The organism is Indolivaga macrotermitis, assembly GCF_900128985.1.
Taxonomy (GTDB): domain Bacteria; phylum Bacteroidota; class Bacteroidia; order Bacteroidales; family Dysgonomonadaceae; genus Dysgonomonas_A; species Dysgonomonas_A macrotermitis.
In genome coordinates, this window is sequence record NZ_FQUC01000002.1 from 239,431 (window position 1) to 257,599 (window position 18,169).

The 18,169-nt window shown below is 36.7% G+C and carries 12 protein-coding genes; 1 reads left to right on the forward strand and 11 read right to left on the reverse strand.

The window, feature by feature from the left end:
- Nucleotides 1-77: 77 nt before the first annotated feature.
- The 11 genes from BUC12_RS04015 to BUC12_RS04060 all read right to left on the reverse strand — a co-directional run bounded on the left by BUC12_RS04015 (nt 78) and on the right by BUC12_RS04060 (nt 16,166).
- The gene (locus BUC12_RS04015) at nt 78-401 is read right to left on the reverse strand and encodes a hypothetical protein (RefSeq protein ID WP_062176622.1); all 324 of its coding nucleotides are present in this window, start codon (nt 399-401) and stop codon (nt 78-80) included.
- Nucleotides 402-490: 89 nt separating this feature from the next.
- On the reverse strand, nt 491-916 hold the full coding sequence (locus BUC12_RS04020) for a hypothetical protein (RefSeq protein WP_062176620.1): 426 nt from the start codon (nt 914-916) through the stop codon (nt 491-493).
- 358 nt (nt 917-1,274) lie between these two features.
- Nucleotides 1,275-1,607, reverse strand: coding sequence for a hypothetical protein (locus BUC12_RS04025; protein ID WP_062176617.1), 333 nt, complete (start codon nt 1,605-1,607; stop codon nt 1,275-1,277).
- A 9-nt stretch (nt 1,608-1,616) separates the two neighbouring features.
- Entirely contained in the window at nt 1,617-1,793 is a 177-nt protein-coding gene (locus BUC12_RS19985) for a hypothetical protein (protein ID WP_157257491.1), read from the reverse strand.
- Between the two features lie 457 nt (nt 1,794-2,250).
- The gene (locus BUC12_RS04030; RefSeq protein WP_221407220.1) at nt 2,251-2,712 is read right to left on the reverse strand and encodes a hypothetical protein; all 462 of its coding nucleotides are present in this window, start codon (nt 2,710-2,712) and stop codon (nt 2,251-2,253) included.
- Nucleotides 2,713-2,755: 43 nt separating this feature from the next.
- Nucleotides 2,756-3,748, reverse strand: coding sequence for an RHS repeat-associated core domain-containing protein (locus BUC12_RS04035; protein ID WP_062176612.1), 993 nt, complete (start codon nt 3,746-3,748; stop codon nt 2,756-2,758).
- Between the two features lie 167 nt (nt 3,749-3,915).
- A complete protein-coding gene (locus tag BUC12_RS04040; protein WP_062176609.1) occupies nt 3,916-4,413 on the reverse strand; it encodes a hypothetical protein in 498 nt (165 codons plus the stop codon).
- Nucleotides 4,407-5,666, reverse strand: coding sequence for an RHS repeat domain-containing protein (locus BUC12_RS04045; protein ID WP_062176606.1), 1,260 nt, complete (start codon nt 5,664-5,666; stop codon nt 4,407-4,409). Before BUC12_RS04045 ends, BUC12_RS04040 begins: the two co-directional genes overlap by 7 nt.
- A gap of 116 nt (nt 5,667-5,782) precedes the next feature.
- The gene (locus tag BUC12_RS04050; protein ID WP_062176603.1) at nt 5,783-6,307 is read right to left on the reverse strand and encodes a hypothetical protein; all 525 of its coding nucleotides are present in this window, start codon (nt 6,305-6,307) and stop codon (nt 5,783-5,785) included.
- Between the two features lie 11 nt (nt 6,308-6,318).
- Nucleotides 6,319-12,480 carry a polymorphic toxin type 23 domain-containing protein gene (locus BUC12_RS04055; protein WP_175552603.1) on the reverse strand — a complete coding sequence of 2,054 codons (6,162 nt, stop codon included), beginning with the start codon at nt 12,478-12,480 and terminating at the stop codon, nt 6,319-6,321.
- Nucleotides 12,481-12,518: 38 nt separating this feature from the next.
- Nucleotides 12,519-16,166, reverse strand: coding sequence for a leucine-rich repeat domain-containing protein (locus BUC12_RS04060; RefSeq protein WP_062176596.1), 3,648 nt, complete (start codon nt 16,164-16,166; stop codon nt 12,519-12,521).
- Nucleotides 16,167-16,782: 616 nt separating this feature from the next.
- On the opposite strand from BUC12_RS04060, the gene BUC12_RS04065 reads away from it, so the two are divergent.
- Nucleotides 16,783-18,141: a hypothetical protein gene (locus BUC12_RS04065; protein ID WP_087880235.1), complete on the forward strand. Its 1,359-nt coding sequence runs from the start codon at nt 16,783-16,785 to the stop codon at nt 18,139-18,141.
- The last annotated feature ends 28 nt before the right edge of the window (nt 18,142-18,169 follow it).

The window sequence follows — 18,169 nt, forward strand, 5'->3', positions numbered from 1 at the left end:
TAGATCTGCAAATCAATTAATTCAAGCGCATTAAGGTTTAATAATTTAGCAAATAAATCGATGCTTCAATTGGATATTTAGCTAAACAAAAAGCCAATAATGCTAGTATTGGCTCTCATATACTTGAGAAGTTTGCGGTAATACGCTTTCAGTTCTTCTTTGGTTGGTAGTTTTGCCCATAAGGGTTCGTGGCCTGTATAACCTCTGTCTCCCAGAACAAGAGTAAGTCGTTTGTCTAATTCAAATAATGCTTGAGTCAGCGGGTCACGCAAACGACCCCACGGGTCATAACTAAGCTCTTGCCTTACAACTCCCGTTTGATCCATCACATGTGTGATACTGCCCAGATAGTCGCGTCCTATATAGTTTACCGTCCAGCCGGAGGCTTCTTTTACATACACTGCCGCTGCACTGTATATGTTACCGCCAAGTAGTAATACTCAGATTAAGAAGAGACTGCATATTGTGAAGATATACAGCCTCTTTTTGCTTATAATCTAGTTCTTTCTTTATATAAATCCTCTACTTGTGCTATTAATAAATCAGCTTGCTCCTTTCCCATTTCATACTCATATTTAAAAGCTAAATCTCCTCTTGAAAAATGATCTTCTATCTCAAGAAGTACTAATATTATTTCAGGCTCTTTTACTTCAAATATTATCTGGAATGACTCATCCATTGAAATGAAAAGATAAAACTTTTTCATTTCTTCATTTAATAGTTGTTTTAATTTATTTCCAAGGATAAAGAAATCATTCTCCGATCCTCCAACTTTTTTTTCTATCTTAACTCTAGATATAACAAAAGAAAAACAAGCTGTATAGAACTCTGGAATATTATTTATATCATCAAAAACAAAATTGTTAAAGCTCATTACTTCATGATTATTCTGGTTTAAGAATATTATCTTTTTCATTTTGTTTACTTTATGGGGGAGAAATATTTATGGTATAAGATCTTTATTAGGTATTGAGTCTTCATTTATTATTTCTTGAACGATACCTTCTCCCATAATAGCTTTCGGACTTTCGCAAAAAATAAATTTAGCACCAACCCTAAAATATGGACCAAGAAAACGTCTTTCTATAAAAAGAATGTGAACTAAGGCACTTTCCTCTGGATAAAAACATTTCTATCTAGCAATTCTATACTGCCAGATGTGTATGTACCTTCTTGAAAAAGAAACAAAGGTCTATAACCTGAGTGAAAAGGAGTCTTCCTCGCATTTTTAAATAATTCAATATATGCTTTTATTTTAATCATGATTTAAAATTTTATTTATAGAGTGTACCTATAAAGACAAACTTAGAGTTAGATATCAAATATTCGAAATCTTCGTTATAGTCATAATCAAGGGGCAATAATCCCCCATTGACTTGAATCCTATTTTTTAAGCCTATATCAGTGAAAGAATGATTGGATCGAGAATATAAAATAAAATTCCTCCCTATAAGATAATCTTCAAAAGATACATCATAATTAGCTTTGAATACTAAACATGTATCATTTAAGTTATCTATTATTTTACCTCGAATAATATTCTTGCCATCAATACTTTCAAAATTCCAAGGTTCGGATATTATTATTTCACAATTTTGCTGATTCATAGCAACTTATTATTTAATGGGTTGTATATTTATAATCTTAACACGAACAGGATCAGGTGTCATAAACTCTGAACCTCCTCCTGGCATACTATAAGCAGGGATAACTTTTCCTCCATTTATTTGTAATGTAGGATTATTTGTTATTTCAAATTCAATTCTTACTGTTGGTTTAATTGGCAGAGCCAATCTCTCTTGAGCGTTTACTCCCGTTTTGAAAATATCTTTTGTAAAATATGTATCACCTGGACGACCTCCTCTTAAATATCCTGTCTCCTTAATACCAAGAACTTCTCCTTCTGTCGCATATCGGTATCCTCGTACCGAACTCCTGTAAATGTTCGTGACCTGTATAACCTCTGTCTCCCAGAACTAAAGTCACCCTTTCATTCAGTCAGAGACTTCTTTACATACACCACCACTGTACTGCATGCGTCACCATCAAGGTACAATCTTTCGCTTGTTCCTGCAAGATATATTATACCGTTTCTTCTTATAAAAACTCAACACTTATAAGCTAATGTAAGTGCTGAGTTTTTTTCCTTTATTTATTCTTTAGAGAAAAGCGGGTAAATATAATTTAAGATTTCTTCCTCAAATTAATATACTCTACTAAGATACAATTCTCTCTATATATAGAATATTTCTATGTGTATTTCAGAAAGAAATCTATTAATCGTTTTTTTAATTGGCTTGAAGACATATGTCCTTCTACAAACATATCATAACTATTATCTAGGTCATAAATATCTTTGAATAAAGACTCTTTTAACATAAGATCATCCTTTAAATGAAAAATAAGATTAATTACTTTACTGATCTCCTTTTCATCTTTTTTTAATAAATCATATAACCGAATAAGGATTAGTTTAAAAGCTTTTTCTGTCAAAGTAATTTTACTAAGATGTAAAAAAGTCATTATTATAACAAATTGCTCATTTAAAGATTTCGCCAATGATAAATCTAAAACTATAGATGTAGGGCTTTCTTCCTCTGCAATTTTTTTGTCAGCCCAATTACAAATTTCATCTTTTGTTACTAGTCCTTTCTCTATTGCATAGAGAAAATATATTAATACATCATACTCCTGATTAGAAACAACGCTCATCTTATAATTCATTATTTATTACATAAAATTATATTCTAATATTTTATTTAAACTTAAATCCCGACACTTCACCTGTCCTTGGATTTTTCCAGTAGTGAACTGTTGTACTTTGTTCTTTATAATAATAATAGGTCTTTTCATTGACTATTTTAGTCGATAGAATTTCTGTTTTATGTGCATGTTCCATTTTTTGCCAATCTTTCCATATCGGATCTTTTATACTACCTTGCATCTTTTCGATGCCTGCTCCAGATTTAGCTTCTTGCAATGTCAGTTGTTCTGTTAAATTTTCAGCTGTAGTTCTAAAGTTAGGATTACCTGATATTTTACCGGTCCACTTTCCTGTCCATAGATCAAGGTCGTGCCTTTTAGCATATCTATATCCTCCTCCGGCACCGGCTATAAGTCCAATTCCGGCACTTGTTTTCAAACTGGACAAACCAAACTCATGGGCTTTCTGAATATTTCCGGTAAAAAGATATCCTGCGGTAAAACCGCCGGCATATCCTCCTCCGGCTCCTCCTAATAAACCTCCTACAGCCCCTTTAACAACAGGGCTTGTTATACGAAATCCATTTATGACAACAGCTCCTAATGAATTCGCTGCAAATTGACCGGCAAAACCTCCAACTAAACCCGAAGCGGTGCCAATAACCGAACCTGTGACTATTTCTCCTGCATTTGCTCCACTTAATGCTGTATTAGTAGCTCCTACAATTGCTCCTCCGGCAGCCCAACCGAATGGACCATATAATGCTAAATTATCGGCGGCGGCTCCCGCTCCAAATGCGGCGGCTCCCTTGCCGATCATTTCCCAAGGTGTACCGGTTATATTGCCTTGCCAGATATTAACTCCAAGATTTACCACACCTCCAATTGCAGCTGCGATTAAATCATCAAGACCAAACCATTCTCCACTCGGATCGGTATACCTAAATGGATTATTCAACGCATAACTATACCGGTTAAAGTTCTGGCTAAAATCGGGAGCCTGTACATAAGGATCGGGACTAAGGAAACGACCTACTACGGGCATTGCCGCTGCACTGTATGCATAAGGGTATTATATGTTTAATCTATTACGGTACTACTCGGGATTACAAATCCCGAGAGACGAAAGAAACTTATCATCGATTTGAAAACTTAGGGATTACAAATCTCTAAGGGAGGGAATACAAAATTATCCATTCTATTTTTAATCTTCTATTCCCATTTCACATCTCCTCCTTCTATTGAATTGTAATGCTGTTTATTATAACTCAACTCACCTATATTATTATTTATTCTACTTGTTTTAGCAAAAGTGTTGCTTTCATTAGTATGAAAATCAATTAATAAATTTGTCGCTTTACAGAAAATATTATTTTCGACTATAAGTAATTCATCAAACTGACAGTCATCGAAATTCACAAAATCGCCAAAAACATTATTTTTAATGATAACAGGCTTTTTATTATGACCTCCCATTTGGTAGTCGAGACTTTTTTGAATAGTGCAATTTTCCAAAATAAACCCCTGAAAAAACCATGTTGTATGTAAAAAAAGTTCCCCTATTACACATCCTGTAATAGTTAGGCTTGAAGTTTTAAATCCGGTAAAGGCTAAATCAACTTTACCAATGAAAGAATTTTTGATCACAAGCGATTCCTTTTCCAAATCTGAGCAATCCAATACTGAAATTATTTTGTTTTCTATTACCATTTTACATCTCCTCCTTGTATTACATTAAAATGAGGCCTTATAGGGTTCTGAGTATCTGGGGAATGCAAGTTCATCGATCTAACCTGCCCATTATGAACATTAGCTTTAATAATCTTGGCTTGTCCATTTATTTTTAGGTTTATGGCATTGTCCCCTTCTTTTAAATTAGAACGGCTTTCCATTATGGTTTTTCTTGTATTATCTAATACTTTATCTTGAGAAATGCCTAGATCATTATTTCGACCTCCTGAATTGTTATGTTGTAAAAAGTTAGTTGAAGCCCTTTCTGTAATAACTTCTTTTCCCGTCCAAGGATTTACACCACCTTTTAAAGCATTTATATATCCATTAGCTGAGCCTGCTGCTGTACCTATTGATGTACCCCAAATTAAACCATCTTTAGCGGCAGACCATGCGTCAGACCAACTTCCTCCGTTTATTTTAGTCATAGTACCTGCAACTACAAAACTAGTTACACCGCCTGTTCCTCCTTGAATGAGTGCTTGGCGTAAAACGGGTGAAGCGATACTCCCAAAAGCTGAATTCATCGCTCCATTAACAAGGTTACCAACACCAGCAGAAATAGCACTGGTAACACCACCCATTAACATCTGATTACCAATTATCTCCAGACTAATATTACCGAAACCGTGTTCAAAGCCTTGTTGTAAAGCTGAATTACCACCAGCGATAACCATATCCCCAACTACAGGACCAGCATATAAGGTCGTTAATCCGGCTCCGGCTCCAACTCCGAAATAACTAAATCCTTGTGCCCAACTATTAACATTACCTGCAATAGCGTTGCCTATAAGATTCACGGTTCCTCCAATTGCAGCTGCGATTAAATCATCAAGACCAAACCATTCTCCACTTGGATCGGTGTATCTCAAAGGATTATTCAACGCATAACTATACCGATTAAAGTTCTGGCTAAAATCGGGAGCTTGTACATAAGGATCAGGAGAAAGGAAACGACCTATAACCGGGTCGTACAGACGGGCATTCATATTAATCAGCCCGAATACAGACAAGTGTTCGTGACCCGTATAACCTCTGTCTCCCAGAACTAAAGTAACTCTTTCGTTAAGATCATATAGGGCTTGGTCTACCGGATTGCGAAAGCGTCCCCATGGATCATAACTAAGCTCTTGTCTTACAACTCCTGTTTGATCCATTACATGGGTGATACTACCCAGATAGTCGCGTCCGATATAGTTTACCGTCCAACTGCCGGCTTCTTTTACATACACCGCCGCTGCACTGTATGCGTCACCACCAAGGTACAATCCTCAGGTATCCTCAGTAAGGGAACTCATAAAAATTCAGCACTTATAGGATCATCCATAAGTGCTGGATCATGTGATTATTATTTATTTCTGTTATCCCAAGCTTCTTTTGTCCAAAACCATTTCTTTTTTAAAAGCCAATTAGTAGAATCTACACGATCTTCCAGTGGATAGAACTCTAAAATAGCATTATTGTCTAAATTCTGAATATGAGTTTCATCTATTATCCGATATTTACGTTCTGACATAAAAGACCCATCTGTAAAGGTATGCTCTACCCTTTGATTTATGATGACAGCTCCAGATATGATATAACGACCGTATCCCCATGATTTCCCTTTAAATCGATCAATTCCACCTTTTTCCATCCACTTAAGAAAATCTATTAGGCTTTTAGAACTTCTCTGATAAATAGAAATTCCGTCTTTATAGAATGTAATCATAGCTCCATCTGATGGATCATAATAACATCCCTCAGTCATGATAAGGGTCTCAAGGCCTGTATCCTTCCCATCATACAATAGTGTGAAGTTTTTGGGTTTCTTTGCTCCACATGACAGCAATATAAATAATATCCCAATAGATATAATGTACTTCTTTTTCATTGCATTTTTATTTAATATGTATAAAGAGAATTTGAATTAGTCCAGGTTCCTTTTTGTATAAAATTGTTTTTGTATGTTCCATAATGAAAATCAGGATTTTTAGTCAAATATCTGTGCATTGCATTTTGAAACCAGCCAACCTGAGGAATATTCATTCCTATCTTAGTTGTAGAATTTCCTTGTCGAACCCCAATATAAAAAGGTGATGCAAGTTGGTAACCACCATCATACACCCCTTTTCTATTTTGAGCATGTTCTTCTGTCATTTTTACTCCATATTCATCTCTTGAAGGATCTGTTGTATAAATATTAAAACCGGCAGAATATCCCTTATAGCCCACTTCTAAAGCTGCGGTTCTTTGTTTATCTCCACTTCGTGCAAACAAGTCATTCTCATGTTTTATAGAAAGATCTTTGTATCGGACTCCTATTGTTCCTGTAGATTGTTTGCCTCCTGGTTCGTTGCTATAATTATATCTATTGAACATATATGAAAATCCGCGTTTTCCATCATCATATGCAAATCCTCCTGATAAGGTATTCTTTAAATTGTTTCCAGCACCACCTCCAAACATAGAACCATTAGCCATTAACGTCCAATCTCCAATCTTTTGGGATACACTTACAGCTGCTCCTATACGAAATCCACCTCCAAGTGCTACACTCCCAACACCGGCAGTTAACATCGCTACAGGCGAGATAGATACCCCGAATCCATTTATTTCAGAAAGAAAAGGAACATTCACAGGTATTGGTTTTATTATATTAGATAGTAATGTGTTAGCAACATCCTTTCCAGCAAACACCAATGCTCCGCTTAGAGTACCGACCCCCATTGTAGAAGCAGCTATTCCTGAAGCTAAAGCACTTAAACCTCCACTATAAATAGCAGCCATCCCCCAATTACCTGTGGCTATGCCGTGTGCAACATAACCTGTTGCAAATGCCGCTGCTGCTATAATTGCTATCGGAATAAAAGCAAACTCCCCATTGGGGTCAGTATACCTAAAAGGATTATTCAACGCATAACTATACCGATTAAAGTTCTGGCTAAAATCGGGAGCTTGTACATAAGGATCAGGAGAAAGGAAACGACCTATAACCGGGTCGTACAGACGGGCATTCATATTAATCAGCCCGAATACAGACAAGTGTTCGTGACCCGTATAACCTCTGTCTCCCAGAACTAAAGTAACTCTTTCGTTAAGATCATATAGGGCTTGGTCTACCGGATTGCGAAAGCGTCCCCATGGATCATAACTAAGCTCTTGTCTTACAACTCCTGTTTGATCCATTACATGGGTGATACTACCCAGATAGTCGCGTCCGATATAGTTTACCGTCCAGCCGGAGGCTTCTTTTACATACACCGCCGCTGCACTGTATGCGTCGCCGCCAAGGTACAATCTTTCGCTTGTTCCTGCAAGGGTTTCGTCTATTTCGTAAATACCGCCTACATAATAGCGGTTCCGTTGAAGCGTATCGTTACGCATCAGGTTCATTTTTATACGGTTGCCATCTGTATCGTAGCTGAAAAGGGCTTTATAACCGTTCTCGGCTATACTTACCGGGCGCATCTGGGCATTGTAAGTAATATCCTGTTGATGTTGCGGCAGATTCTCGGTGTAGGGTTGTACTTTTTCTATAGCATAGGGTTTGTTTTTACTGTACGAAAAGTAGCCTATTGCCGAATGATCGATAATATTTCCCTGGTTGTTGTACTGTATGGTTGTACTGCCGAACCGGGTCAAACGGTTCAGGTCATCATACACAAAGTCTTCCTGAATATTACGGGTGTTGTCTTTTCGCCAAAGGAGATTACCGGTTTTGGCGTCGAATTTATATCCGAAGTTCTGTATTATGCTGCTCCCGTTTTTCAGTGTACGCCCTGTGGGTAATCCGTATGCGTCGTAGGTATATCCTCTTTCGATATTTCCGGTCAGTGATGCTGTGGGCATTCCCAGATCGTTTTCGGCTGTCAGTTTCCAGACTGAAAGGGTATTGTCGAGTTTCAATCCGGTATGATGTCCGTTGGTGTACTCGTAGTTTTCGGTTGCTATATTACCACTTTGAGATTTATAACTTATGCTGCCTACGTTGCCATCAGAGAGATAGTCGAATGTTTTTTCGAGCCACTTACCGTCTAGTATGGATTCTTTCTGCGTTTTCAAACGGAAAAGGTTGTCATAGGTATACGTCCTTGCTGTTCCGTTTGTCGATATCTCACTTTCCAGCAGGTTATCGGCTGTATATTGATGGGTGGTTGTAAATTCTCCGACCACCTCTTTTTTCGTCAGACGACCGTATTTGTCATAGGTCAGGTTAGTAACTTTTCCCCGTGCATCGGTTTCTTTATTGATATTGCCTGCCAAGTCGTAACCGAAGCGTTTTGTTCCGGCACTTGGATCAATAATAGCTGTTTGACGCCCGTACTGGTCGTATTCGAATGAGGTGGTTATATCTCCGGGCGCAACTATGGATTTTGGTTGTCCATCAGGACGATAGTTATACATTATACTACCCGAAGCGTCTGCAACACGGATTACTTCTCCGCTGGTATCGTAAGTTTTAAGAGATCCTATGCCATCGATAACCGATTTTACTTTCAGCTTGTTGTATGCATAGGTGTCTTTCTTTCCTGAGGCATAAGTAACCGACTTAATACGGTCATAGGTGTCGTAAGAAGACTCGTTCCAAAGGCTTGGCGATCCGCTTTTAAATGGCAAGGATGTTTTTTGTAACCTGCCTAGTTCGTCATATATATTGTCTGTATACAGATAGCTTCCGTCAAAACGTTGTGATCCGGTCCGGATTTCGCGTCCTAAAGCGTCGTAATATATTTTGGAAGCAGGTTCGCCTGATTTTTTTGTAGTTATAGAAAACACTGCTCCTTGTGGGCTTGTTTCCCAATTAAGGGCCATGCTTTCGGTTGTTCCATCGGCATAAGTGGTTAAGGTATTATTACCCCAGCTATCATATGTATATGAAATAGTGTGCCCTTTGTGGTTTTTAACCGATTGCAGACGATCTTTTCCTCCATACTCGTAAACAGTAAATAAGCCTAAAGGATCTGTCTCCTTTACTTTACGCCCATAAGTATCATATTCGTATTTCGTCGTCAACCAATCCGCCGATGTATAATTACGGCTTTGTAACTGTTGCAAATTATTTGATGCATCGTATACGTACGCTTCTTCCGAAACCTGATTATTGTTATAATAATTTTTCTTTGATACAGGTAAAAACAGATTGTTATAACTTATCTCTGCCTTCGAGGACGAAGATGCTCCGGCACGTGTACTGGTTTGCTGTTCTTCTTTCAATAGTCCTAATATGTAAGAAGAGCCGTTATCAATATTTTCCAGTTTATAACTTGTTTCGTTATTAATGCCATCGCCGTAATCGACAGATTTATTTGTAAGATTACCGTATGTATCGTATTTGAAGTTTGAAGTTACTGATGTTCCCCTTAATAAATCTTGTTGAACTTCTTTTTTCAGAAGCAACTGTAATTGTTTATTCTTTGCTACAAGGGCATCATAATCGCTTTTTACGGTCATCGTTGGTGTTTGTACACTTGTCAATACTCCAAACTTTAACGGATCATAATTTTGGATAGTGGTCTTTCCTCTAAGATTATCTGTTATCGCCACCTGCTCAAATCCCCGGAATCCAAGTCCTTGACGGTGTACTACTGGATTGTGGTACTTGTAAGATCCGGACGAGATATTTGCCCCGTTCAATTCTGTTTTAATATCTTTCAATACAAAAATATCTTCTATCAGATAATTGTACGGAAAAGGGACTGTATCTTGTTCACCGACACTACAAATTTCTTTATTGGTTAATGTTCCATAAGTATATTTGGTTTCTACTCCGTAACTGTTTACAGATGTAGCCATCAGCCTATCTTCCTGTTCATTAACCGAGTTATTTATCAAAGCCAGATTCTTTTCTTTTATACCCATTACCGGATACAACTTATTAGCTTCGCGAACACGTGAAATTACCAGCTTACTACGTTTGTCTATTTTATCAGGAGCTACAATAGGGCCTGCCCTGAATTGTCCTTTGATATTCTTATAAATAGAAACGATGCCATCCTGATCCAACATGACTAAGTCAGGTAAACCATTACCATCTACATCCTGCAATATATATTTGTTATCGGAATAAAAAGGTGCCGTTTCTTCGAGTGTATAGTCTGCATGAACAAAGCCATCTCTACCATTCGAAAAATAATAAGTCCAATAATCTTTATCGTTAGCTAATTCTTTTGATATAGGAGAACGAATAACATCTGTTTTACCATCTCCATTCATATCTCCAAATAAGTATATATGACCTATTTTTCCTGTTTTGTTGTTTGTACTCGGAAGCATATAAGGCATATCATAGCCTGCAATTTTAGTAAATCCTGTATCCAGAGTAAACTTGTAGACATACATACCTTTATCATTCATATGGAAAATTTCATTTTTCCCATCTCCATCAAAGTCTATTGCGCAAACAATATCCCCATATGATACATCGAAACATTCTTTATTGTATATGACTGCATTCTGATTAAAATCAATAACAATAGCAGAGCTAGCTCTTGTATCTTCATTAAAGTCTTTGTGATGTGTTATATACAATAGTCTTTCATAACCATCTCCGATAAAGTCACCAACCAAATAACTTCGTGTTATATTTGAGATAGTCTCTCCTTTATTTTTATACATTACATGTTTTTCGGGGATATCAATTGTTATGCTGTCTTTCGTCTCAAAATTTTCACCTCTCCAAAAGGTAAAACGTTGCGTGGAAATATCTTTATATTCATCATAGAGCCTGGTTTTTTCTACTATCTGGAAAATTACGTTATTTCCATCACCTTTATGATCAATTGTATAAAGTCCTCTAAAATGTCCTTGAAGCTGGACAGTTCTTCCATCTTGACTCTTTATAAAAAAGGGACTATTCAAGTCTAACTTTAGTGGTAAGGCTTTTGTGTCCGATACATTTTTATAGATATATGCATTACCACCACTAGCATAACCGGAAAAACCTGGAATTATATTATAATCTAAAGACGCTGCCCAATTAAAGATTGATTTCTCAGGCATTACAATTAATCCATTTGTAGCCTCTTTCGATGAAAACTTAACAGGAATTAGAGAGACAATACTATCTAGTGTTGTTGGATAACCAGTTAATTCTCTTTGAGTAATATTTAGATTTTCTTCCTTATCTTTTCCATAAGTAAAAGTTAACGGGTTCAGTTCTTTATTACTTCCTGTATGCTTTTTTCCTATTTTTTCCAGATAATATGTATCCTTCTCTTCTACATACTTATAAGACAGATTTATATCATAAATATCGTTGGCAGCCATAACTCCCTGAATCTGAATTCTATTCAATAAACGGGTCTGACTAACCTCTACTCCATCGAAGAAGAAAGGGACTCCTTTGGAGGTTATTGGAGTGTATTGAAAATGAACTGAGCCGATCTGGTTAAAGTTATTTGCTGCATAATAATATATATGCTTAATATGAGCTATTCCATTTACAAACTCATATTCATACGAAATAAAGTTTCCGACTTTATCTTCCATCTTAGTAATCGGATACGAAAGATAGGTCTGGGAACCAGCCAGCCAGTTGCTTCGATAAGTTGCTTTGTTTCCATTAGGATAGAATACTTCGAATCTAAAATTGCCATCATCTTCTATGCTCGGTTTAACAAGAATATTACCCTGTTCTGTTATAAGGAAACTTGTACCTTCCTGTTTCACCAACCGGATTCCATCTAAAGAAAAAGAGCATGTGTCTGATAAATTGGCTGCTCTAACCTCTCCATCATAATAATTAGAAGAGTTAACCCGGGTTATTGCTGATATACCACCAATAGACCAGCCCATACCAACGGATCCCATGCCAGCCATACTGTTGTATACCAGAGATATGTTAGGTTGTAATCCATTGGGACTTTGATAACACTCTATGGGCACTGTATATGTCAATGCACCTTGAGGGGTTACTTTGATTTCGTAAGGGATATCCCCTACATCCTTGCTTGTATCCGGTAAATATGTCGTATTTCCATCTGCCTTAGCAAACAAGGTAGAAGAAAGAATACTCAACGTACACACGAAGCATATTGTAATTATATATATAATAGATTTTTTCATCGTTATTTTTTTATTACTGATAAACATTTACCTGCATTTTATTCTTTTATAATCTTCCATGTACTGCGCTTTTGACCTATTTCGAGTACAAGAATATATACACCGGAAGGATTACCACTCAAGTCAAAACTTAATATTCTATCTTTTATAGATTGTTTATCAATTATCTGACCATTAATATTAAAGATCCGGGCTTGGACTAATTCTGTTCCTTCTGTATCTGAAATTTCTATATCAAGTTTGCCTTTTGTTGGATTAGGATAAATGATTACCTTGTTTTTGAATGTTTCATCTGTTATTGCATTATTGGAACCTTCCGAAACCAATACTGGTAATAGGGTAATCTCTTTCATTATTCTGTTTCCTGATGCATCGTAAAAGTATTCGACAATAAAACTATTAACAAAATCTCCAGATGGCTCTATATTGTCATCATGGATTGTAATATTATCATCTTGATAATCTTCATCGGGAAAATCAATGTCCGGATCAGGAGTTAGCCCCGGATCTGTACCCGGTTGTTCTTCTTCATTTTCTGTTATATAAATTGGCAAACGGTCAACCAAGTACTCTTTGCCCAAAGTTCGTTCCGTAAAACGAATATTTTCATTCTCTTTCTGATATGGTATAAGCGTGTACTTACCTGATATGATAGTCGATGGTATTTTACATGTATAAATTCGCCCTGATACAGACTGCGACACGAGAGAAATAAGAAAACCATTTTCTGGATTAAAGAGTCCCAAAGCTACATTAGCCGGATAAGTGGAATTAGCGAATACTTTAAATGTACTCCCAGCCGTAATCTCCATTAAATCAGTAGTTCCTGTATCTATTAATAAATTACCATTGACTTCTGCTGCTGAATTTCTTAGCGACACAGTATTCCAATTATTTTCAACAGTCACAGGTAAACGATCAACCAGGTGGGTTTTTGTCAAACGCGAAACCAATTTACGTTCGCCGTCTTCTATGAAGTAAGGGATTATGTTATAGCTCCCGTTCTGGATATTCTGTGATATCTGGCATGTAAAAGTATTACCCGATACCGATTTAGTTATATCTTCGGCAAATACTCCGTTTACATAATAAAGCCCAATACGCACCTTAGACACTATATTGGCAGATAACTCAATATTGAAATTATCTGTTGTTATAATTTTGTAGAGATTAGTATTTTCTGTCTTTTTTAATTCTAGGTTATTTTTCAGGAATACGGTATATTCCTCTATCGAGAGGAAATCTTTCCACTGATCAGCAACGGCATAAAGCGGGACAGAACCTTTGGGTACAAATAGTACACATTTAGTCTTGTCTATTCCGGTAAATACTCTGTTTCCCAAAGAGGATGGAATCGGGTTAAATGATACAAGTATATTTAGTTCCGCTATATTTAAAGCATCATCTCTAATAGTCTTTACTGTTCTAGGTATAATTAATTCTTGATTCGATAACTTAGCCCCATAAAAACTCTTAATGCCTATTTCTTCTAATGATTCAGGTAGATTTACTGTGCCATAAAAATTCATAAATAAACAATTAGGAAGAATTTTCATGTCACGAGGTAAAATCACATGTCCGGAGTAACCACTGAAAACGCCTGAGCCATTAGAAAATCCAACAGCGAAATTTGACAGATTCGAGTTAGTTCCTAAATCAATAGTTTTATTGCCAATATTACTAGAGGAAAAGACTGTTACTCCCATACTCTGAAGATTTGGGCATCTGCTGAAATCTATTGAGGGGACTGATATTCCGGCAAAGGCGCTGTTACCGACTGTTTGTAGGTCTGCGGGTAAGATTAACTTGTTTAAAGTAGCTGTAGATAACCCTGACTCTAAGATTTCTTGAACTGTATTCGGTATGATCAATTCTCCATTGGATAACTTTGATCCATAAAAACTTTTGATTCCGATTTTCTCTAATACCGGAGGTAGATCCACAGAACCATAGAAATTCATAAACATACAATCAGGAAGAACTTTCATGTCCCGAGGTAGAATTACATGTCCAGAGTAACCACTGAAAGCTCCTGAAGTATTCGAAAATCCAACAGCGAAATTAGACAGACTCGAGTTTGTACTGAAATCTACAATGTTGTTCCCAATCTGACTGGAGGAAAATACGGACACCCCTAATGAGGTTAGATTCTGGCAACGACTAAAATCTAGTTTTGGGATTGATATGCCAGAAAAGGCATTGTTTCCAAGTGATTGAAGACTTGTAGGAAGGGTCAAATTCTCTAAAACAGCCGTAGATAAGCCCGATTCCAAGATCTTAAGAACTGTATTCGGTATGACTAATTCTCCATTGGATAACTTTGCTCCATAAAAACTTTTGATGCCGATTTCTTCTAGTACCGGAGGTAGATCTACAGAACCATAGAAATTCATGAACATACAATTAGGAAGAACTTTCATGTCCCGAGGTAGAATCACATGTCCGGAGTAACCACTGAAAGCTCCTGAAGTATTCGAAAATCCAACAGCAAAATTTGACAGACTCGAGTTTGTTCTGAAATCTACAATGTTGTTCCCGATCTTGCTAGAAGAAAATACGGATACCCCTAATGAGGTCAAATTCTGGCAACGGCTAAAATCTAGTTTCGCGACAGTAATATTTGCAAAAGCATTATCTTTAATCGTTTTTACAGTAATAGGAATAACCAGTTCTTGGCTAGATAGTTTTGCTCCATAAAAACTATTCTGTCCAATTTCTTCTAATCCTTGCGGTAGCTCTACAGATCCTAAGAAATTCATAAAAACATATCCTGGTAATATTTTCATAGATGTAGGTAATACGACATGGCCTCCATAGTTTGTAAATGTCCCCGAAGAACCATAAGTTCCTACAGAAAAAGTCTCAAGACTCGAACAGTTGCTGAGATCTACAATATTATTACCAATCTTACTTCCAGAGAATACAGGTGCACTCATGCTTTTTAAGTTTGAGCAGCTACTAAAATCGATTGAGGGAATAGTGATATTTGAAAAAGCATTATCTCCAATTGTTATAACAGAACTGGGGATTACTAATTCCCGGCTGGAGTTTGCTCCCATAAAAGACTGGCTTCCTATTTCTTCAAGGCCTGCGGGTAGATCAACAGTACCAGTAAAATTCTTGAAAAGATGAGCCGGTAAAACTTTCATTGTTACTGGTAATATTACATGGCCTCCATAACCGGTAAATGCTCCTGTAGCGCCATAGGTTCCTGATGTAAAAGTTAACAAGCTCAAATTCTGACTAAAGTCTATGATATTATTACCGATCTTACTTCCTGAGAATACGGTTGTTCCCATGCTTTTTAAGTTTGGGCAGCTACTAAAATCAATTGTGGGAATAGTGATATTTGCAAAAGCACTTGTTCCTATTGATTCGACATTAGACGGTAAAATTAGTTTATCCATAACCTTTCCCTGAAAAGCATTATTGGGAATCATTCCATTATCAATGATTACATTTCCCATGTCTAATGCTTTCAAAGCAGACATACTCTTTATAGAAGTAAAGTCTGATGCATTAATAGTACCAGTTAAGGTTAGTTCTGTTACGTACGCCATGTCATTACCAAGTAATGTAGCTAGTGACCCTGGCGTTGTTACATTTACTGATTTTGATAGCTGCGCCTGTGTTACTGATATACTGAGCATTATGCTCAGTAAAAGCAGATAGAGTTTGTTTTTCATTTTGTGAAGATTTGTTTGTAAAATAAATATCTAAATAAATGTTGTTTATACTATAGATAAAATAATGTCTATAAATCGTTAAGCAAAACAAAGGATGTGTAGTTTATTATTAAAAATAAATCAAACATAACGTCTTGTAAAAAAGTGCACAAAATTAATTGATAATTAAATATAAGCAATTGATTAAGCTAAAATTATTACTGATCGGTAAAACAAAATATTCACCTTTATTTACTACCTGTTTCAGAGGGAAGTAATTTAGCCCTCCGACAATCCACTGCCTGCCACACCACCAATAAGCTATTGGCTCATTAATCCTCAACATCTTACAAAATCTCACTTTGATTGAGATTAACTAATAAGGCAAACTGATCTCCCGTTTATCCGTAGATTTTATGTACTCCTGAAACAGAAGAAGCTGAATAAGACAGTTGAACATATGCGACCTAAACTTAGATATATTCATAAAAGTGTCAAATAAGCACACATAATCTTGTGTTTTTGTCATCATATCTAGGTATTCACAACTTCATAAATCATATTTATTAGGTATTGATAGAATCTTTCAAACCTAATAATTTTGCAAAACACGAATTAACTTATTTTTATTAAAATAATGAAAAAGACACTTATCATCTTTGTTGTTTGCATTTTCTTTTATTCCAGCTTTACAGACAAATTATCAGCACAAGATTCTCTTAAAAATGAACAGGTAAATAAACAAATATCAATACCTGAAAAAGACGCAGATATGATAATAAGCCTATCAAAAGCGTTATCCAGACTACAATTAGGCGGATATGGCGAAATTGCAATGAGCCGGAACTTCTACAGCGATAATATCAATCGGTACTCACATGCCTCTGATTACAAGGATGCCAAAAGTCATGGCCGGTTTGACATTCCGCATGTAACATTTTTTATAGGTTATGATTTTGGTAAAGGATGGAGAATGAATGCCGAAATTGAATTTGAACACGGAGGAACCGAAGCTGCAATTGAACTCGAAGCTGAAGAAGCCGGAGAATACGAGAGCGAAATAGAACGCGGCGGAGAGGTTGCCTTAGAACAATTCTGGATCGAAAAAACAATTACTCCTGCTCTTAATATCCGGATAGGACATTTTGTTGTTCCTGTTGGTTATACAAATGCAAACCACTTACCGACACAGTTTTTTACTGTATACCGCCCCGAAGGAGAAAACACAATTATGCCCTGTACTTGGCATGAAACGGGAATCAGCCTTTGGGGAAATATAGGTAAATGGCGTTACGAAGCCCAGTTTATCCCAGGACTCGACTCCGAATTATTCGACCGTAAAGGTTGGATACAAGGTGGCTCAGCTTCTCCTTATGAGTTTAAAATAGCAAATAAATATGCCGGAGTGTTGCGTATAGACAATTATTCTGTTCGGGGACTTAGAATGGGTGTAAGCGGTTACTACGGACACAGCTTCAATAACAATATGCAACCAACTGATGCTGTAAAATATGAGAAAATTAAAGGAGCTGTTACCATCGGTACATTCGATTTTGAATATAAAGGATATAACATCATTGCACGTGGATACTTTGATTACGGGCATTTAGGTGACTCGGAAACTATCTCGCAATTTAACAAAAGCCGTTCCAAGAACTCTCCCTCCCCCCGTACAAATGTAGCTTCGGATGCGATTGCAATTGGCTTTGAAGCCGGATACGATATTTTTTCTCACATAAATAAACTGAAACAAGACAACCAAAAACTATATGTGTTTGGACGCTATGAATATTACGACTCAATGTACAAAACGGCAACAAATGTGACCGAAAGTGAGTGGTGCGGCAGACAGCGGATTGTCGGAGGGCTAAATTACTTCCCTCTGAAACAGGTAGTCATCAAAGCTGAATATTCTGCCGGCTTATTAAAGAGCCAATTCAATAATGAAAACAGTTTGTCTATCGGTATAGCTTATGCCGGACTTTTTACCCGATAATTCTTTACTTCAAATAATAACAGAACAA